This is a genomic window from Paenibacillus sp. Paensp111, from assembly GCF_059492195.1.
The window spans coordinates 1,193,262-1,212,230 of record NZ_CP168527.1; the positions used below are offsets into that span (position 1 = coordinate 1,193,262).

Sequence of the window (18,969 nt, forward strand, 5' to 3'; positions counted from 1 at the left end):
GGCTTTTGCACAAATAACACATCTTGGACCAGACAGAAGAATTGAAGGAGGTACTTGCTTTGACTAAATCCGATCGAACTAGTGTAACCGTAGAAATTTACGGCACTTCTTATAAAATTGTCGGCAGCAGCGCTGAATACATGAAGCAGGTTGCCCGTCAAGTTAATGACCGTATGCATACCATTGCTAAAGCTCATACGCATTTGGATATTCCGCGTATTGCGGTTCTTGCCGCGGTTCATATGGCGGAGGAAGTTGTCAAGATGGATGCTGTAGAGCGGGAGCTTGCTTCCGTCTCCGAGCAGAAGAGGGTACTTGAAGAGAAGCTTAATGCCCAGGGCAATCTCTATAATGAACAGCAGATTAAGCTCGGAACCCTTCAAGAGTCCTTTAACCGCCTTCAAAGCGAAAAGTCTGGGCTCGAAGAATCATTGAAGAAATCCAATGAGACTTTGAAAGTAAAGGAAAAGGAAGCATACGATCAGACTGCGCGGATTCAGGAGCTGGAGAAGCAGCTAAGCAATGAGCGTGAAAGCCGCAGCAGTCTGCAGGACAAGCTCAGAACAACTGAGCAGCTGTTGACCAAAGAAAAAGAAGACCGGGCCAAAGTGGATGAACAGTACAAACAGTCCCTTCGACGGGAAGAGACTTCTGCCGTGGAAGTGAAGAAGCTTAAAGAAAACGCGGCTTTGCTTGAGAATCAGCTTAATCAGTCCCTTGAAGCTTCAAAGGCTGTTCAGCAGAAGGCGGCGAGCCTGCAGCAGGCTCTTCAGAATGCCAAGTCGCTTGAAGAACAGCTTCGTGCAGAGGCTGCCAAGACTGCTGAGGAAGCTGAATCCCGGCAGAAGCTGGCTGAGAAACGGCATGAGCAGATTGGCCGTCTGGAAGATGAACTGCTTCAGGCTGCTGAACATAATGAGGCTTTAGAGCAGGGTCTGCGAACCTCTCAGGATGAAGTGGAGTCTCTGAAAGAGCAGCTGAACAAAGATAAGATTGCCAGCAAGGAAGTAGAGGAAGAATTAGCTTCGCTACAGGAGCAATTCCGTTCTCTTAAAGATTCCTATGAGAATACACTTCGCCGTGAACAGAAGTCGGAGGAAGCGGTACAAGAGCTGAAAGCCGAGGGAGACCAGCTGAGACAGCAGCTTATCGATCTTCAGGAGCAGCTTAAGATGAATCAGGACCTGGTACAAGAGAGGACCAAGACTCTGGAAGAGGCCGAGAATCGGGAGCTGGAATGGCAGATTCGCTGTGAGACCGCTGAAGAGCAGTACAACGGACTTCGTGAATCCGAAGCAGTTCTGCGCCAGCAGCTGGAGGATTGGCAGCAGCAGTGCGCGGCTGCAGGGGACACTGCAAGTACACTTGCTGAGGAGAAATCCAGTCTGGTTCAAGAAAGAGATCAGCTGGCGGGCCAGCTGGAGGAGATTGGCGGGCAATTCGAGATGATCTCGCACGAATACCGGCTGATGCAGACCGAGCGTGAGATGGAGCGGGAGCGCATACAGAAGATTCAGGAAGAGCACGCCAAGCTCAAGGAAGAGTACGCCAAGCTTCAAATGGAGTACAATGAATGGATCGAGTTAATTGAACAGGATCAGACCTGATAAGATGAATCATATAGAAAAGGACAGCATGGGTATGCTGTCCTTTCAGCTTATTCAACTACGATTTTGGCGATCATCTGACTATGTCCTGTACCACACATAATTGAGCAGGCGATATCGAATTCCCCAGCTTCAGTTGGAGTTACCACAGCAGACTCGTGCTCGCTATCAAGCTGAAGATTCAGCTTCGGAATCATTACACCGTGATTGCCGGATTCGTTCTTGAAGACAATCTTGACCGGAACGTCCTTCTTCAGGTGATAGACTTGTTGATCGAACTGATAATTAGTAGCTTTGATTACGAGCTCGGCTTTGGGGGTCACATTGGACTCTCCGGCTGAGTTATTGTTAGTTTGTGTGCCTCCGCAGGCAGATAGAATGATTAGTAACATAGTTGAGAATAAGAGCGCAATTGTCTTTTTCATCGGTATCCCCTTTTCAACATATTCAATTTACAGCATCTACATTATCATAACGCAAAAGAGGGATAAGAGGGAACATAGGGTATGAATGATTCGTGAACTTGGAATTAGGCGAAGCTGGACATGGAAGCAGAATAAGCGATATAATTCTTTCAAAACATACTAAAAGTAGGGGATACACATCAATAGCGGTCGCAAACATCCGGGAATCAGATTGACATGGAACCGAAGATTGATGAATGGCTACTGGGCTTCAGCGATCATTTTACTTACTGCTCAGTGGATACTATCTGATAATCATTCAACCTTGTCCCCTGACATCTACGAGTCAACATTTGAGCTGAGATATCTGGCTTCGGATTTCATGATTTTTTTATTCTTGATTATAAGTGAAGTATGGCTAAGAACCCGGCCGGGGCATGTAGAGAGAATCGTGCTGGTCTGCGGGCTTAGTGTTAGTTATCTGGCATTTTATGTCCTTTTTCCGTTTCTTAACGGAGCTGAAATTGTACTCATTTTACCGATTCTGCTCTCACTGGTCTATTTTAGCTGGAAGGCATTGTACATCTCAGGCTTACTCAGCCTGCTGTTCTTGTGTCTCACCTATTTATTCGCACATCCGGATAATCAGGGAGTGGACTGGTTCGGATTTGTTATGGCTGCTATCTATATAACTTTGGTTATATTGATTGGGCGAGCTATACTGGCACGTTCCCAGGAGCTAAGGAAGAACATGGAGTCGCTGGTGAAGTCCGAGCAGAAGCTGATTGTGGAGAAAGCCATTTCAGACAAGCTGATCAAGATGGATGCTCTGACAGGGCTTTATAATCATAAGACATTCCATGAATATCTGGAGAACCTGATTTTACATTGTGAAACCAATGGAGTCTCCCTGCACTTAGCACTTATCGATATTGATAATTTCAAAAAAGTTAACGATACGTATGGCCACTGGGTTGGAGATATCGTTCTTAAAGACGCGGCGGGCTGTATTACTGAGCTGCTTAACCCGAACAATTTCGCTGCCCGCTATGGCGGAGAAGAGTTCGCCGTCATATTCACGGATACAACAGCGGAGGAAGCCGCTGAGCAGGCTGAGCAAATTCGGCTCAAGATTGAGAGTCTTCCCTTGTCCCATTCGAGGGAACAGCCCGTAACCGTGAGTATTGGCGTATGTACCTATCAGCCTGGAAATGGCAAAGAGTTACTGTTCCGCAATACGGATAATGCCCTTTATACAGCCAAACGAGCCGGAAAAAACCGGGTTGTTTTTCATCAGCCTGCGGAATAATGGAATCTGATCAGAATAAGAGGCCCCAGTTCCAGGAACTGGGGCCTTGTTAATTTAGAAGAGTTCGTGCAGTAGTTTAACGTGAACGGTTGAACGGCGTCGCTTGGGGAGCGAACAGGTCAATAATTCCGATAACCAGGGCGGCAAGCAAAGCCCCGATAATTGTTACGGATACGCCCGAAACAATGAACTGTGCGAACCAGATCACTAGAGCACTAGTCAGGAAGCCTACGATGCCGCGGCCAAATGGGGTCACTCTAGAACCGAAGAGTCCTTCAACAATCCAGCCCAGAAGGGCGATTACGATGGCCAGCAGAAGTGCGCTGCCGAATCCGCCGACCGTAAAATGGGGAACCAGCCAGCCCACAAACATCAGAACTAACGCAGATACAATAAAGCGGATAATATGTCCAAAAAATAGCATGGGAATAGAGCCTCCTTTCCTGATCATCAGCCTGCTTCAAATCTCCGGCATTAGGATATACCCTCTAGATTAACTTTATGTGTTTTAAGGGTGCTTTTATATATCCCGCTGGCCTAAATGGCGAAAGATAAGTCAGATCGTTTATAATATATGCATACCCGAGAGGAGTTGTGAACGTCCTTGGACGAGAAAATTTTACAAACCTTAGAATATCGAAAAATTATAAATAAATTAGCCGGATTCACTCAGACGTCACTGGGTAAGGAGCGTGCTGAAAGACTGCAGCCGGTCACTAATCTGGAGGATGTGAAGCAGCTTCTCCAGGCCACGGATGAAGCCTTTAAAGTGGATCGGCTCAAAGGTGCTCCGCCATTCGGAGGAATTGTGGATATCACCATGCCCATTAAGCGGGCTAGAATTGGCGGGACACTGAATCCCCATGAGCTGATGGGAATATCGACCACGCTGTCAGGTGCACGCCGTCTGAAGCGATATATCGAGACTATACATGATGATGAGGAAGTGCCTCTTCTGTATCATCTCTGCAGTGAGCTTAGTGAGCAGAAGCCTCTGGAGAATGCCATCAAGCTCTGCATTAATGAGAATGCCGAGGTAGTGGACTCGGCTAGTGCGGAACTGGCCCAGATCCGCCGCGAGCTGCGCGGAGGCGAAGTGAGAATTCGGGAGAAGCTGGATGCGATGATTCGCTCCTCTTCAGTGTCCAAGATGCTTCAGGACCAGCTGATCACCATCCGCGGCGACCGGTTCGTTATACCGGTGAAGGCGGAATACCGGGCACATTTCGGAGGAATTGTGCATGACCAGTCCGGATCCGGTGCAACTCTGTTCATCGAGCCTGAATCGATTGTGGCCATGAATAACAAGCTGCGGGAGACCCGGCTGCGGGAAGAAAGAGAAATCGAGGTTATCCTTCAGAAGCTGACTGCCCTTGTGGGTGAACAGACCGAGCTGCTTCAATATGACTGCGATGTGCTCAGCCAGCTGGATTTCATTTTTGCCAAGGCCCGTCTGGCTCGTGAAGTCAAGGGAACTCTTCCTATGATGAATGACCGCGGTTTCATGAAGCTGAAGAAAGGCCGCCATCCGCTTATTCCTTTGGATAAGGTCGTTCCGATTGAAGTGGAGCTCGGCAACCAGTATACCTCCATTATTGTAACGGGTCCGAATACGGGCGGTAAGACGGTTACGCTGAAGACTATTGGTCTGCTCAGCCTGATGGCGATGTCGGGATTGTTCGTGCCGGCAGAGGATGGGAGTCAGCTCTGTGTCTTTGATGCGATTTATGCAGATATCGGAGATGAGCAGAGCATTGAACAGAACCTCAGTACCTTCTCCAGCCACATGACCAATATTATTTCGATTCTCAGCAAAATGTCTCCAAAGAGTCTCGTCCTGCTGGATGAGGTAGGAGCAGGTACAGATCCGGCAGAAGGCTCTGCCCTTGCTGTGGCGATTCTGGAGCATATTCATTCGCTGGGGTGCCGCATGGTTGCGACGACCCACTACAGTGAACTCAAGGCTTACGCCTATGAACGCAAAGGCGTTATTAATGCGAGCATGGAGTTTGACGTGAATACTCTGAGCCCAACCTATCGGCTCCTGATCGGCGTGCCTGGACGAAGCAATGCGTTCGCTATTGCCGAGCGGCTAGGGTTGCCTGGAAGTATTCTTGATTTTGCCCGTGGAGAGGTTAAGGAAGAGGATCTGAGGGTTGAACACATGATCGCCTCCCTTGAGGAGAACAGACTTGGGGCCGAGCAGGAACGCGAGAAGGCGGAGAAGCTTCGTCTTGAGCTCGAAAGTCTTCGCAGCCAGCACGAGGCGGAACTCGAGAAGCTGGAGCAGCAGCGTGACAAACGTCTGGAGAAGGCGGAAGCCGATGCCCGGAATATTATTGATAAAGCGAGAAGTGAAGCTGAGAAGATTATTGATGATCTGAGGAAGCTTGCCCTGGAAGAAGGAGCTTCCGTGAAGGAGCATAAGCTGATTGCGGCCCGCAAGCAGCTGGACGAGGCAGAGCCGGCTAAGCGGAAGAAGGCGGCGGCAGTGCGTAAAGCGGCCAAGCAAGCAAGATCGATCGAGCCTGGCGATGAGGTTAAAGTGTACAGCCTGAATCAGAAAGGCCACGTGGTTGAGCTGTCCGGCAAGGAGGCCGTTGTTCAGCTCGGAATCATGAAGATGAAGGTGGCGCTTGATGACCTGGAGCTGATCCAGCAGGCTTCGGCAGGGGCTGCAGTTCAGCAGCGTACCGTAACGAATCTGAAGAGAACCCGGGATGACCAGACCCGGTCCGAGCTGGATCTCAGAGGTGCGAATCTCGAAGAGGCATTAATGGAGGTAGACCGGTTCATTGATGAAGCTTTTCTGAGCAATTTGGGTCAGGTATATATCATCCATGGTAAAGGAACGGGAATTCTGCGCACGGGAATTCAGGAGTATCTCCGCAAGCACAAAAATGTGAAGAGCTACCGGATTGGCAATTACGGTGAAGGCGGCACTGGGGTTACTGTTGCGGAATTGAAATAACGATGGAGGAGAATGCCTGTTGAAGGAATCCATTGATCGGCTGCTCGAGTATCCTTTGGGCATGACTTTAGGCTTGTTCTCGGTTGCTATACTGGAATTGATCGTATTTCTTTACTGCTTTGAATTCGCGGCCCGCTATCGGTGCTGGGATGAGATCAAACGCGGAAATATGGCAGCTGCACTGGCTACAGCAGGCAAAATAATTGGAATAAGCAATATTATCCGCTATGCTGCAGCGCTTCATGGGACTATCTACGATTTCATGATCTGGTCCTTCACAGGTACCCTGCTGCTGTTCATCTCCTATCTGTTATTTGAATTTGTAACGCCGGTATTTCGGATCGATCGGGAGATTGCTGAGGATAATCGGGCTGTGGGCATCATTGCTCTAGGAATATCCATCTCGTTGTCCTTCGTGATCGGAGCAAGTCTTGGATAGTTCACGGATAAAATGTAAAGCGCATTAGGAGGATACATGATAAAGAATCTGGTCCGGGTATTGTTTGTGGCCGCAGTGCTTTTTATTATCGCAGGCGTCATATTTTTAATGCGGGCTTAAATCTGACAAGAGGAAGGAAAGTCTAAAATGGAAACCACTGTATGTCCTTGGTGTCTGACAGAAATTGTATGGGATGAAGAGATTGGTCCCGAAGAGGAATGTCCACACTGCCATAATGAACTGAAGGGCTATCGTACTCTTCAAATTAACCTGGGAGAAGAAGAGGAGGATGGGGAAGACACGGACACCGATGCAGAGGAAAGCCAGGATACTCTGGGCTTTTGGGATGCTGATGAAGAAGAGAGCTCCGGTGTGGTGCGCCGGGTGAATTCTTTTGCCTCTGCAGGAGCGGATCTGCTTGAATATGAATCTGCGGTCGAACGAATTCTGGATGCACAGGATGAGGTCCCAGAATGTCCGCACTGCCGGGAGTATATGCTCCATGCCGGTCAGGAGCAGGTGAACGCGAATAGCGGTGCAGGGCAGCAGAATGCTCCACTTCTTAAAGCTCCGTACACCTTGAACGTATACGTGTGCTCATCCTGCTTCTCGGTAAGCCGGTTCCTGTCGGAAACGGACAGACATCAATTCATCCGCAGTATTACAGCTGCCAAGAATTAAGCGTGGTTGGCAAGAACTTAACACACAAGGCCTGCTCAGAATGCTCTGAGACAGGCTTTTTTGTGCATCATAAAATAATAAAGAGGCCATAATATGGGGGTGCAAATATTACCGAGGAGGAATGATTAACCGTGAATTCAAGTTCTCTTCAGCCGCTAACTACCAAAGAGCTGAACTACATTGCAGATTCGATCATGAATGAAGACCTGCTGATTAAGCAGAGCGCTGCGGCTGCGGCCGTATCCCAGAATGCCAACGTCCAGCAAGCACTTTCCCAGTATATTCAAGCCCACCAGCAGCATCTGCAGCTTCTGACCAACACACTCAAAGAACATCAATCGATTGCGCCTACACAGGTGCAATAACCAAGGAGGAAGGCACTGTGAATAACCAAGTTAATTTGGCTGAACAAGATATCCTGAATACCATTCTGGCAGATCTCAGAAGGACTGCTCGTGAATATACGACAGCAACAACGGAGTCCTCATGTCAGACGGTACGCCAAATGTTCAACCAGCTTACAGACGGTACACTTCGCCTTCAAGGCGAGCTGTATCAATTGATGAAGCAGAATGGTTCTTATGAGTCCCCTTTCCAAGCCCCGCGTCAGGAAGTGGACAAGCTGTATCAGCACGCTACCGATACTCAGCAGAAGATTCAGCAGTACGCCCACATGACTTCAGGACATGGGAATGCTTCCCAGGATCAATCCTTGCACATGAGCTGAAGAGCTCTTTAGCCTTGTGAAAGCTGCTCTTACAGAATCCGTCCCTACCGTGATAGCACTCACGGAGGGACGGTTTTTGTTTGCAGATGCTCTGAAATCATGTAAGATAGATACAACGAACTTCTGATTTCCCGAGCAAGAATGGCCTGAATGAAGGCCAGGGGAACAGGCATTGGAGGTATTATATGAAAGCGCTAAGTGAACTGAAACTTAAAGTCCTGGATCTGCTCCGTGAGGATGCCAGACGGGGCCCTGAACTGCTGGCTACCCTTCTTGGTGCCTCATTGGAAGAAATCAAGACAGCCATTCGCGAGCTTGAGGAAGATCACATTATTGTGAAATACGCGACCGTGGTTAACTCCAGCAAGATAGATGACGAGAAAGTAACCGCGTTGATTGAGGTACAGATTACACCTGAGCGCGGGCGTGGATTTGATGCCATTGCCGAACGAATTTATTTGTTCTCTCAAGTTAAGTCCGTATATTTAATGTCGGGTGCATATGATCTTCTTGTAGAAGTGGAAGGTCGTAACCTGAAAGAAGTCGCAAGCTTTGTATCGGATAAGCTGTCCCCGCTGGAATCGGTTCTATCTACCAAAACTCATTTTATTCTCAAAAAATACAAGCAGGACGGTATCATCTTCGAAGATCATGAAGAAGATCATCGTCTTGTGATTTCTCCGTAAAGGAAGTCATGTCATGATAGTAAATCCAGGTCAGAGATCAGAGCAGGAAGTCAGCAAATCGATGAACTCGTACTTGGCACCCCTGGTGCGGGAGATCCAGCCATCGGGAATTAGAAGATTTTTCGATTTAGCGAGCGGTAACAAGGATATTATTACGCTCGGTGTTGGGGAACCGGACTTTATCACGCCTTGGCATGTCCGGGAAGCAACGGTACACTCGCTTGAGAGAGGATATACCAGCTATACTTCGAATTCAGGCACACCTGAACTCCGTGAGGCTATCGGCCAGTATTTATACGATAGCTTTCAAGTGGCCTACGAGCCTTCCAACCAGATACTGGTTACCGTAGGGGGAAGTGAAGCCATCGACTTGGCTCTTAGAGCCTTGATTTCTCCCGGAGATGAAGTACTGGTTCCTGCACCATGTTATCTTCCCTATTCTCCGCTCACCTCCATTGCTGGCGGAGTTCCGATAGAGATTGGGACCTATGCGAAGGATAATTTCAAGTTAACCGCAGAGAACCTGCTGGAGAAAATCACACCCAAATCCAAAGTACTGATCTTGAATTACCCGAGCAATCCAACGGGCGGTATCATGACTTATGAGGACTGGCTCCCGATTGCAAAGGTTGTGGAGGAGCATGATCTTATTGTTATTTCCGATGAGATCTATGCAGAGCTGACCTACAGCCAGAAGCATGTCAGCTTCGCATCTATTCCGGGTATGATGGACCGCACGATACTGGTGAGTGGATTCTCCAAAGCTTTTGCCATGACAGGCTGGCGTATGGGATATGTATGCGCCCATCCGGATCTGATCTATGCGATGCTTAAGATCCATCAATATACCGTGATGTGTGCACCTATCATGGGTCAAGTGGCTGCTCTTGAAGCGCTCACTAACGGAATTGAGGAAAAGGATCGGATGATCGATTCTTATAATCAGCGCCGGAGGTTGGTGGTTCAAGGACTGCGTGACATAGGGCTCGAGTGTCATGAGCCTCAAGGTGCCTTTTATGCTTTCCCAAGTGTGGAATCCACAGGTCTTTCTTCGGACGAATTCGCGCAGAGACTGCTGGTGGAAGCCAAGGTAGCTGCGGTTCCGGGTAATGTCTTCGGTCTAGGCGGAGAGGGTTTCCTCAGATGCTCGTACGCAACCTCTGTTGCGAACCTGACTGAAGCGATCAGCCGTATGGGTGACTTTGTAAATAAGCTGAAGCAGGGCTGATTTAGCAGAATTTTCATATTTTAATTGATTATTGGATGACTCTAATGGTATAATTTTGTTTTGTGGGAGCTATTACAAGGTAACATCCCATGTAAGAGAAAGTTTACTAGATTTCTAACATTCAAGGAGGGATTGCGAATGCGAAGCGGAGAATACAACCTGTTCAATCAAACCGATTACTACGTTGCCGAAGATCACAAATCACAACAGTGGACAACGAAAGACAACCCTCTCGCTTCATCATCCATTTCCGAAACCTTGGAAGACGAAATTTTAGCTCTCCGTAACCGGATGGAGAGGCTCTTCATGCAGGAGCAATCCTTTACCTCCGATATTGTCATCGAGATCAGCAGTCTGCTTGATCTAAAGATTAATGAATTTATGAAAAGTAATAAGAAATACTAAATATATATTTAATTCAAGGAGATCCTCCAGAGGGTCTCCTTTTTTCGGAAGAGGACTTAATAACATAGAGGGGGCCACTAAGAATATGTCTATTTATACACGTACAGGTGACGAAGGCAAGACTTCCGTCATAGGAGCCAGAGTGATGAAGGATGACGAGCGAATTGAAGCCTACGGAACGATTGATGAACTGAACTGTTTTGTAGGCCAGGCGATAAGTCAGGCGGAACCGGATATTTTCGAGGATTTAATTCAGCATTTGCTTCAAATCCAGCACGAGCTGTTCGACTGTGGTGCGGATCTGGCTTTTGTAAAGTTAAATGAGTCCCGCTTCAAGGTAAGTTCAGCAATGGTTGACCAGTTGGAGCAGTGGATAGATGCTTACGAACAAGAGAACCCCAAATTGGAGAGATTCATCCTGCCTGGAGGTACGGCGTTGTCTTCTACACTGCACATCTGCCGTACAGTCTGCCGCCGGGCTGAGCGCCGGACGGTGTCACTTGGAGCGAAGCTTGAAATTAATCCGGATGTTCTAAGATACTTGAACCGTCTGTCGGATTTCTTCTTCGCTGTCGCCAGAACAGCTAATGCCAGAGAGAAGACGGCCGATATAGAATATGAACGCAGTGCGAAGGTGTTCCGTAACCAATGACAGATTACTATGCTCCTATAGAATATGAAGTGAAAGAAGAAGACAGCGGCATGCTGCTCAAGACGGTACTTCAGCGCAGACTGGGCGTGTCCCGTAAGCTTCTGTCCAGGATCAAACTGACGGAACAAGGGGTAATGCTCAATGGAGAACGGGTCTACATTAGTGTCAAGGTAAAGCAGGGGGACCGGATCGCCATTCGGATGGAGCAGGAAGAGTCGGATGATATTTTGCCGCAGCCTATTCCGTTTGAAATTGTGTATGAGGATGAAGCCCTGCTGGTTGTGAACAAAGAACCGGGAATTATCGTGCATCCTACCCATGGTCATTATACCGGGACGCTTGCGAATGGGGTGGTTCACTACTGGAAGGAACGCGGCGAGAAGCTCCGATTTCGGCCCATACATCGGCTTGATCAGGAGACCAGCGGTGTGCTTGCCATTGCCAAGAATGCGTATATCCATCAGCATATATCGGAGCAGCTGATTGCGGGGCAGATAACCAAGCGGTATCAAGCTCTGGTTCACGGAACTCCATCCACTGAAGAAGGAACGATAGACGGGCCCATAGACCGTGACCCGGTTGAACCCCATCGGCGTATCGTTACGCCTGAAGGATACTCTGCCTTAACCTATTATAGCGTCGTTGAGAGGTACAGTGCCGCGTCGCTCTTGGACATTCGGCTGGGCACAGGCCGGACTCACCAGATCCGCGTACATATGACCTCGGCAGGATGTCCGCTTATCGGGGACAAGCTCTATACCTATCCGTCCGAAGAGAAATTGTCAGCAGACAAGCGGGAGAAGATAGATCAGCTCAATCTTCTGATCGGGCGTCAAGCGCTGCATGCAGCAGAGCTGGGGCTGCGGCATCCGCTAACAGGCCGGGATATGCTTTTCAAGGCGCCCCTTCCTGAGGATATGAACAAGTTAAGAGAATTTTTAGTAACAGATCACGGATAACTGGAGGTTCATCATGAGTGAATTAATCGTATATCAATACCCGAAATGCGGAACTTGCCGCAATGCAGTGAAATGGCTGAATTCAGCGGGATACCAGCTTGATACTAGACATATTTTTGAGGCACCGCCAAGTAAGGACGAGCTTGCAGCTATAATTGAGCGCAGCGGGCTTGAGCTCAAAAAGTTTTTTAATACGAGCGGTGAGGTCTACAAAGAGATGGGATTGAAGGACAAGCTTGCAGGACTCTCGGCTGAAGAGCAGATTGAGTTGCTGGCTTCTAACGGTCGACTAATCAAGAGACCGATCGTTACAGACGGGAAGAAAGTGACTGTAGGGTTCAAGGAAGAGATGTTCGAACAGGCATGGGGAAGACATTAGTTATCGAAGACGTACTGCTCATATGATACACTAGAGTATATACAATCTGGATGCATGAGTTATATAGAGTTCAGGAATGAATGAAGGAGAGAGAACGTTGACGACGAGTAATAAAGAGACCTTATTGTTGGTAGATGGAATGGCACTCATGTTCCGGGCCTTTTATGCATCCGCAGCCAGCGGATACATCCGGCGCACCAAGGCGGGTCTTCCCACCAATGCAATATATGGCTTCATGCGGTATTTCTGGGACGCTGTAGAGAAATTCTCCCCGTCCCATGTAGCCTGCTGCTGGGATCTGGGAAGCAAGACCTTCCGTACAGAACAGTTCGCAGCTTACAAGGGCAACCGCTCGGAAGCACCGGATGAGCTAATTCCCCAGTTCGCTGTTATTCTGGAGGTTATGGATAGCCTGGGCATTCCTAATATTAGCGCAGAAGGGTACGAAGCTGATGATTGCATCGGCACACTTGCCTCGATCTACTGCCAAGACATGGATGTGCTGGTCCTGACCGGAGATCATGATATGCTCCAGCTTGTCAATGACTGCACGAGCGTCATTATAATGAAGAAAGGCCATGGGAATTACATGGTCTATACCCCGGACAGCCTGATGGAAGAGAAGCAGCTTCTGCCTCGGCAGATCATTGATGTCAAGGCACTGATGGGCGACGCCAGTGATAATTATCCGGGGGTACGCGGAATTGGCGAGAAGACAGCTGTTAAGCTGGTTCAGGAGTACCATGACGTCGAAGGGATTCTAGCTAATTTGGAGGCACTCTCCAAAGGGGTACGGACCAAAATCGAGACCGATTTGGACATGCTTCACTTATCCCGTCAGCTTGCGACCATTAAGTGTGATGTACAACTAGCTTGCCAGATCGACGAATGCCGGCTGGAACTGAATCATGCCTTAATTGCTTCCAAATTTGAAGAACTTGAAATGAAAAGTATATGCGCATGGATGGGAGTTGCCGTTGTTTAGATGAAGAATTATAACCAACATAACCGCACTTATCTGTTGAAAAGAATGCTGCTGGCCATTGCCGCCGTACTGCTGCTGACCTCAGGAACACTGAGCCCCTTCACGGCAGAGGCGAAGCCGGGGATCAAGGCTTCCTCCAGCAAGGTTAAAGTCGGAAGCAGAACCTTCACGGTCTTAACGGTCTCCATCCCCAAAGGAACCCCTGTTACGCTCGGACTCGCGAAGCGTCAAGTGGGACAAGTGGAGGCTTTCACCTCCATTGTGAAGAATTATCATGCGGAAGCCGCCATCAATGGGGCCTTCTTCAATGCCTACGGCGGTCCTACAGATCCCTATGGTACATTCATTATTCAAGGGAGATTAGCCCACTTTGGGGGATATGGGACAACCCTTGGCTTTCTGAAAGACGGTACTGCCATGATGGCTCCACTTCGCAACTCGCTAACGGGTACGGTCACCAGCGACAAGGGAAGCTCGATTGGCTGGTATGCCGTATTCCTCAATCGTACTCCTGCGAGCGGGGCAAGCACGATTATCAAATATACCCCGGATCGTGGAAGCCGGGTTGGGTTTAGCGGCGGGATAGCCGTAACCATTGTGGATGGTGTGGTCACGAAGAAGGAGACGAATGCGAACAGTCTGATTCCGAAGAACGGTTATGTGCTTGTTTTTACAGGGAATGAGAAGAAGAGCTCGGATCGCTTTGTTACTGGATACCAAGTTCAAGAGAACCTAGTCTACAAGGACGATAAAGGAAATGCGATTCCATGGCAGAATGTCGTCACGGCAGTAGGGGCAGGTCCGCGGCTGGTGCGGGATGGCAAGGTGGATTTGAACGCGAAGGCGGAAGGCTTCAACGATCCGAAGATTCTGTCGAGCTCGGCGGCGCGCAGCGGGATTGCCATTATGCCGGATGGCTCGATTCTTCTGGCAACCGTATCCGGTGCTACCATGCAGCAGTGGGCGGGAATCATGAAGGCGCTGGGCGCGAAGCAGGCCATGAACCTGGACGGGGGAGCCTCATCTGCTATGTATGCGAATGGCAAGGTGCTCACACAAGCAGGGCGGCCATTAAGCAATGTGCTGGTGTTCGGCAGCAATGTGAAGTAGTGTAATTCATAGGGGCTATCCCATAAGTCATCTTAATGATGACGATGGGATAGCCCCTTGTTGCAATCTAGGGCAGAGGACGCGATGCACGGTGCATTTTTCACATGCTCACGACCGATAGGGCTTCAAAAGCTGCGGCAGCCTCTCACAGACAACAGATGGCGTTACGGATCGCAACATCCATAACGCCATCTATGCCATAATTAGGCTTACCTAGCCTGATCGGTAGATTCCTCGCCCTTCTCAATTTCACGCTCCGCCTGTTTGCGGTGGGCAATCCGGCTGCTTGCCGATGCGGCGATCGCCCCTACAATATCGTCGAGGAACGTATGGACCGGACCCAGGCTTTTATCATTCAGACGTTCGAGGACGCCCGGCTTCAGCTTATCCACGTAACCATAGTTCGTAAATCCGATACTTCCGTAGACGTTGACAATGGAGAAGGCAAGAATCTCATCGACACCGTACAGCCCTTCATCATTTGAGATCATTTCCTGGAGCTCGGGAATTAGCAGTTCCTTCTCGGCGAGAATATCCAGCTGAATCCCGGTTAGCACCGCATTTTGGACCTCTCTCTTGGTCAGGACCTGCTCCACGTTGTGGATGCATTCCTCCATCGTAAGGTCGGGATAATACTTCTGCTGGAGAAGCATGACGAGCTCGGCAATCTCAGAAATTTTGACGCCCCGTTTATCAAGCCATTCTCTGGTCGCATCGGCCACCTTTTTACTGTTCAAGCTGTAAGGGATCTTCGCTTTATCCATGACCTTCACCTCAACTCCTAACATATTCATGCTGCCTCTGATATGTGCAGTGTGTCCACTTCCCGGAAATAATAGTTATTTTTCGAAGAGGGGGCTCGTATATATAGTAATACAAACCACAGAAAAATGTTAGGGAGGCACGAAGGAACTATGAAATCTTTTCCAAGGATACAGACCATTGCAGCAGTCGGCTTACTCGCTATCCCTTTATTGTTATCAGGGTGTGGAATCTTCGGTTCACAGAGTGCAGCACAGATTGATCCGCCTCCTGCGGATGTAGAGGCACAGATGCTACAGTCTGCAGATCAAGTGAATCAGACAAGCTCCACCGAAAAGACAAGTACAGAGAACACCAATCAGGCTACAGTCTATTTGAAGAATGAACAAGGGCTGCTTGCGCCGGTATCTCTGAATCTGCCGAAGAGTAGTAAGGAAGGGAAGCTGAATCAGATCATGGAGTCGCTCGTGCAGGACGGGACCTATGCGTCAGCCATTCCGGAAGGCTTCCAGGGGGTTCTTCCCAAAGGAACACAGGTTACCAGCGTATCCGTGGATAAGAAGCAGAAGATGGCTGTCGTGGAATTCACCAAGCCTTTCATGAATTATGACGTCAAGGATGAACGCAAAATTATGGAGGCTGTAACATGGACATTAACGGACAACCCTGATGTGCAGAACGTTCAGCTATGGGTGGACGGGCAGAAACTGAGTGAGATGCCGGCAGCCCATACGCCTCTGAACCAGCCGCTGAATCGCACAGTGGGAATTAATCTGGAGCTCACACCTGGAGCGAATGTCTCACAGACCAGTCCGGTTACGGTATATTTCTCCTCATCCACGAAGAGTGGAGTACCCTATTTCGTGCCTGTCACCCGGTTAGTTCCAGCTGGCGAAGATGCGGTTAAAGCAGCCCTTGCCCAGCTGATCCAGGGTCCTGCTCAAGGTGATGGACTCCAGCAGGTGTTGACCTCGAACACGTCGGTCGAGCAGGTAGAGACGGCCAAAGACGGAGTGGTTACCGTCTCGCTGAAGGACGACATGTTCCAGCCGGGCGAGAAGGTGCCGGCGCAGCTTCTACAGTCACTTGTTCTGACTGTAACGGAGAATACCAAGAGTGACAAAGTACGCATCTGGATGAATGGCAGCAAGGACGTTGTCGGGGACGACAACCAGAAGTACAGCGAGCCGGTCTCCCGTCCAGAGGCACTCAATCATATTCCTATCTGATGTCAACCGGGGCCAGCTGCTCAGCGGCTCCTTTTTCTGTATCGGTAAGGGATTTTCTTCCTAAGGTGCTTTTGCAGCATCTCTTTGGTAAAATAGGGGAAGTATAGACAGGATGAAATGTAGGAGGCACATACTCATGAGAATAAACGAACGACTTGCGGATCAGCGCAGGCCCATGAATTTAACGGTAAATCCCAATAAATATGCAGAAGGTTCTGTATATATTGAAGTCGGTGATACAAAGGTCCTGTGCACCGCAACCGTGGAAGAGAAGGTTCCCCCGTTCATGAAAGGTCAAGGCCGGGGTTGGGTAACGGCGGAATATGCGATGCTGCCGCGTGCAACCCAGACGAGAAACCAGCGGGAATCCGCCAGAGGCAAGCTCACGGGCAGAACGATGGAGATTCAGCGCCTAATCGGGCGTGCGCTTAGGTCTGTTGTGAATCTTCAGGCGCTTGGAGAGCGGACGGTCATAGTGGACTGTGATGTTATCCAGGCGGATGGAGGAACGCGCACGACCTCGATCACAGGGGCCTTTATTGCGATGTCCATAGCTGTGAATAAGCTGGCCCAGAAGCATAATTTGGCCGTATTTCCGGTGACGGATTATTTGGCCTCGGTCAGTGTAGGCGTAGTAGGAAATGAGCTGCTGCTCGACTTGAATTACGAAGAAGATTCCAAAGCCAAGGTAGATATGAATGTAGTCATGACCGGCGACGGCAGATTCGTTGAAATTCAGGGTACGGGCGAGGAAAGCCCCTTCTCTCGTGATGAAATGAACGGAATGATGGAGCTGGCTGAGAAGGGAATTCGGGAGATGATCGCACAGCAGCAGGAAGTGCTTGGGCCCATCGCTCTTAAGATCGGATCTGGCCAAGCAGGGAAGTCGGTATGAACCCTTTTAAAGATACGGTAATTGTGGTCGCTACGAAGAATCAGGGTAAGGTGAAGGAGTTCGCCTATGCACTGTCCGAGCTGGGCGGCACGGTGAAGAGCATGTACGATTATCCGGAGCTGCCTGAGGTTGTGGAGGATGGAGATACCTTTGCCGCCAATGCCCGCAAGAAAGCGAAGACCGTGGGGGACGCACTTGGCAAGCCTGTTCTCGCCGATGATTCCGGATTATGTGTAGACAAGCTCGGCGGAGCGCCGGGAGTCTATTCCGCACGTTATTCGGGTGAACACGCAACAGACGAAGAGAATAACACTAAATTGCTGGATGAACTGCAGAAGCTGTCCGAGGGGGAAGATACGGAGCAGCCGCTTCTTAGTCCTGCCCGTTTCGTATGTCACTTGGCCCTTTATGACCCGGGAACCGGGGAATTTGTAGAAGCCGAAGGCACTGTAGAGGGAATGATATCCGCAGAACCTGCCGGGAGCGGTGGATTCGGTTATGATCCGATATTCTATGTCCCAGCTTACCAGAAATCCATGGCCGAGCTTACGCTGGAAGAGAAGCAGGCAATTAGCCACCGCGGAGCCGCGCTGCGCATCTTGAAGGATCATCTTGGAGTGAAGTAATCCTACAAGAATGAACTTGTAGACTTGGACTGAAGAGATAGTATATGGACCAAGAAGTGATATTTGAATAAGGGACGGCTGCCTGACAAGGCTGCCGTCCTTTATTTATGATCCTGCAATTGTGCGGGACTTCGGTATTATTAAATTTTGACCGCGGCCACAGTGAGTCTTTTGTAATCGGCATACATGGAACCTTCGTGCATCAGCTTGGGAACTAATCTTTCTGTAACTTTCGCGTAAAGGGCGGTTTTCTCTTCCTCTGAGAACCCGTTCAGGAAGTCGCCTCCGAAATTAGCAAGCCAGCCGTCCAAGCCTTCCTTATTATCACTCAGCTTCGTAGGTCGGTCGTAATGACGCATAAAATCTACTTTGAAGCCATGTTCTTCAAGGAGCAGGGCATATTCTCCGATGCTTGGGAAGTACCAGGGGTTAAGCGTAGAAGCATCTATGCCGTATTCCTCTTCGAACACCTCATATATTGCCTGAATTATGGTCTCCACGTTGCCTTTGCCGCCGAATTCAGCTACAAATCTACCTCCAGGCTTTAAGGCTTGATGGATCGAACGGACGACACCGTGCGCGTCTTTCATCCAGTGAAGAGCTGCATTTGAGAAGACCGCATCGTAAGACTCTTCGGTAGTAAAGCTCTCTCCGTTACTTATAGCAAACTCCAGCCCAGGGTATTTCTTACGAGCTGCTTCAATCATACTTGCTGAATAATCGACTCCCGTTACCTTAGCTCCGGACTCGGCGATCTGGAAGGTTAAGTCACCGGTTCCGCAGCCCAGATCCAGGATCTTTTCGTTCTGCCGGGGAGCAAGCAGTTCAATCAGGCTTTTTCCATACTCTGACACAAAGGCAAGCTTGTTATCATAAGATTCCGGATTCCAGATATTCTTTGAACTCATCTTCAGC

The 18,969-nt window shown here is 49.2% G+C and carries 22 protein-coding genes; 18 read left to right on the forward strand and 4 right to left on the reverse strand.

Translation table 11 applies throughout. From position 1 onward, the window contains the following. Nucleotides 1-59 precede the first annotated feature (59 nt). A complete protein-coding gene (gene zapA / locus ACEN86_RS05550; RefSeq protein WP_495633344.1) occupies nt 60-1,607 on the forward strand; it encodes a cell division protein ZapA in 1,548 nt (515 codons plus the stop codon). A 50-nt stretch (nt 1,608-1,657) separates the two neighbouring features. Here the strand turns inward: zapA and ACEN86_RS05555 are convergent, their stop codons facing one another. Further along, nucleotides 1,658-2,032, reverse strand: a complete 375-nt coding sequence (locus ACEN86_RS05555; RefSeq protein WP_495633345.1) for a cupredoxin domain-containing protein — start codon at nt 2,030-2,032, stop codon at nt 1,658-1,660. Between the two features lie 211 nt (nt 2,033-2,243). Between ACEN86_RS05555 and ACEN86_RS05560 the strand changes: the two genes are divergently transcribed. Beyond that, on the forward strand, nt 2,244-3,320 hold the full coding sequence (locus ACEN86_RS05560) for a GGDEF domain-containing protein (RefSeq protein WP_495633346.1): 1,077 nt from the start codon (nt 2,244-2,246) through the stop codon (nt 3,318-3,320). 76 nt (nt 3,321-3,396) lie between these two features. On the opposite strand, the gene ACEN86_RS05565 is transcribed toward ACEN86_RS05560, so the two are convergent. Further along, nucleotides 3,397-3,744: a phage holin family protein gene (locus tag ACEN86_RS05565; protein WP_495633347.1), complete on the reverse strand. Its 348-nt coding sequence runs from the start codon at nt 3,742-3,744 to the stop codon at nt 3,397-3,399. 180 nt (nt 3,745-3,924) lie between these two features. Between ACEN86_RS05565 and ACEN86_RS05570 the strand changes: the two genes are divergently transcribed. From ACEN86_RS05570 to ACEN86_RS05630, 13 genes are all read left to right on the forward strand, one after another. Continuing rightward, nucleotides 3,925-6,291: an endonuclease MutS2 gene (locus tag ACEN86_RS05570; protein ID WP_495633348.1), complete on the forward strand. Its 2,367-nt coding sequence runs from the start codon at nt 3,925-3,927 to the stop codon at nt 6,289-6,291. A gap of 19 nt (nt 6,292-6,310) precedes the next feature. Further along, a complete protein-coding gene (locus tag ACEN86_RS05575; protein ID WP_495633349.1) occupies nt 6,311-6,730 on the forward strand; it encodes a DUF350 domain-containing protein in 420 nt (139 codons plus the stop codon). A 147-nt stretch (nt 6,731-6,877) separates the two neighbouring features. Beyond that, nucleotides 6,878-7,411, forward strand: coding sequence for a hypothetical protein (locus tag ACEN86_RS05580; protein ID WP_495633350.1), 534 nt, complete (start codon nt 6,878-6,880; stop codon nt 7,409-7,411). A 131-nt stretch (nt 7,412-7,542) separates the two neighbouring features. Beyond that, nucleotides 7,543-7,776, forward strand: a complete 234-nt coding sequence (locus tag ACEN86_RS05585) for a hypothetical protein (protein WP_495633351.1) — start codon at nt 7,543-7,545, stop codon at nt 7,774-7,776. Nucleotides 7,777-7,793: 17 nt separating this feature from the next. Beyond that, on the forward strand, nt 7,794-8,138 hold the full coding sequence (locus ACEN86_RS05590; RefSeq protein WP_495633352.1) for a spore coat protein: 345 nt from the start codon (nt 7,794-7,796) through the stop codon (nt 8,136-8,138). A gap of 185 nt (nt 8,139-8,323) precedes the next feature. Then, nucleotides 8,324-8,824, forward strand: coding sequence for an Lrp/AsnC family transcriptional regulator (locus tag ACEN86_RS05595; RefSeq protein ID WP_495633353.1), 501 nt, complete (start codon nt 8,324-8,326; stop codon nt 8,822-8,824). Between the two features lie 13 nt (nt 8,825-8,837). Beyond that, nucleotides 8,838-10,052, forward strand: coding sequence for an aminotransferase class I/II-fold pyridoxal phosphate-dependent enzyme (locus ACEN86_RS05600; protein WP_495633354.1), 1,215 nt, complete (start codon nt 8,838-8,840; stop codon nt 10,050-10,052). A gap of 138 nt (nt 10,053-10,190) precedes the next feature. After that, entirely contained in the window at nt 10,191-10,457 is a 267-nt protein-coding gene (locus ACEN86_RS05605) for an aspartyl-phosphate phosphatase Spo0E family protein (RefSeq protein WP_495633355.1), read from the forward strand. Between the two features lie 85 nt (nt 10,458-10,542). Then, on the forward strand, nt 10,543-11,109 hold the full coding sequence (locus tag ACEN86_RS05610; RefSeq protein ID WP_495633356.1) for a cob(I)yrinic acid a,c-diamide adenosyltransferase: 567 nt from the start codon (nt 10,543-10,545) through the stop codon (nt 11,107-11,109). Beyond that, nucleotides 11,106-12,068, forward strand: a complete 963-nt coding sequence (locus ACEN86_RS05615) for an RluA family pseudouridine synthase (RefSeq protein WP_495633357.1) — start codon at nt 11,106-11,108, stop codon at nt 12,066-12,068. Before ACEN86_RS05610 ends, ACEN86_RS05615 begins: the two co-directional genes overlap by 4 nt. A 13-nt stretch (nt 12,069-12,081) precedes the next feature. Further along, on the forward strand, nt 12,082-12,447 hold the full coding sequence (locus tag ACEN86_RS05620; protein ID WP_495633358.1) for an arsenate reductase family protein: 366 nt from the start codon (nt 12,082-12,084) through the stop codon (nt 12,445-12,447). A 76-nt stretch (nt 12,448-12,523) separates the two neighbouring features. Then, complete coding sequence (locus ACEN86_RS05625) at nt 12,524-13,432, forward strand: 5'-3' exonuclease (protein WP_495633359.1); 909 nt, start codon at nt 12,524-12,526, stop codon at nt 13,430-13,432. Beyond that, nucleotides 13,433-14,542 (forward strand): phosphodiester glycosidase family protein, encoded by a 1,110-nt coding sequence (locus ACEN86_RS05630; protein ID WP_495633360.1) that lies wholly within the window; start codon nt 13,433-13,435, stop codon nt 14,540-14,542. Between the two features lie 209 nt (nt 14,543-14,751). Here ACEN86_RS05630 and ACEN86_RS05635 read toward each other — a convergent pair whose 3' ends face one another. Then, a complete protein-coding gene (locus ACEN86_RS05635) occupies nt 14,752-15,306 on the reverse strand; it encodes a phosphatidylglycerophosphatase A family protein (RefSeq protein ID WP_495634224.1) in 555 nt (184 codons plus the stop codon). Nucleotides 15,307-15,456: 150 nt separating this feature from the next. Here ACEN86_RS05635 and ACEN86_RS05640 point away from each other — a divergent pair, with 150 nt between their 5' ends. The 3 genes from ACEN86_RS05640 (at nt 15,457) to ACEN86_RS05650 (ending at nt 18,054) form a co-directional block, all read left to right on the forward strand. Continuing rightward, nucleotides 15,457-16,533, forward strand: coding sequence for a GerMN domain-containing protein (locus ACEN86_RS05640; protein ID WP_495633361.1), 1,077 nt, complete (start codon nt 15,457-15,459; stop codon nt 16,531-16,533). A 136-nt stretch (nt 16,534-16,669) separates the two neighbouring features. Next, on the forward strand, nt 16,670-17,428 hold the full coding sequence (rph, locus tag ACEN86_RS05645) for a ribonuclease PH (RefSeq protein WP_495633362.1): 759 nt from the start codon (nt 16,670-16,672) through the stop codon (nt 17,426-17,428). Continuing rightward, nucleotides 17,425-18,054, forward strand: coding sequence for an XTP/dITP diphosphatase (locus tag ACEN86_RS05650; protein ID WP_495633363.1), 630 nt, complete (start codon nt 17,425-17,427; stop codon nt 18,052-18,054). Before rph ends, ACEN86_RS05650 begins: the two co-directional genes overlap by 4 nt. Nucleotides 18,055-18,194: 140 nt before the next feature. On the opposite strand, the gene ACEN86_RS05655 is transcribed toward ACEN86_RS05650, so the two are convergent. Then, nucleotides 18,195-18,962, reverse strand: a complete 768-nt coding sequence (locus tag ACEN86_RS05655) for a class I SAM-dependent methyltransferase (RefSeq protein WP_495633364.1) — start codon at nt 18,960-18,962, stop codon at nt 18,195-18,197. Between the last annotated feature and the right edge of the window lie 7 nt (nt 18,963-18,969).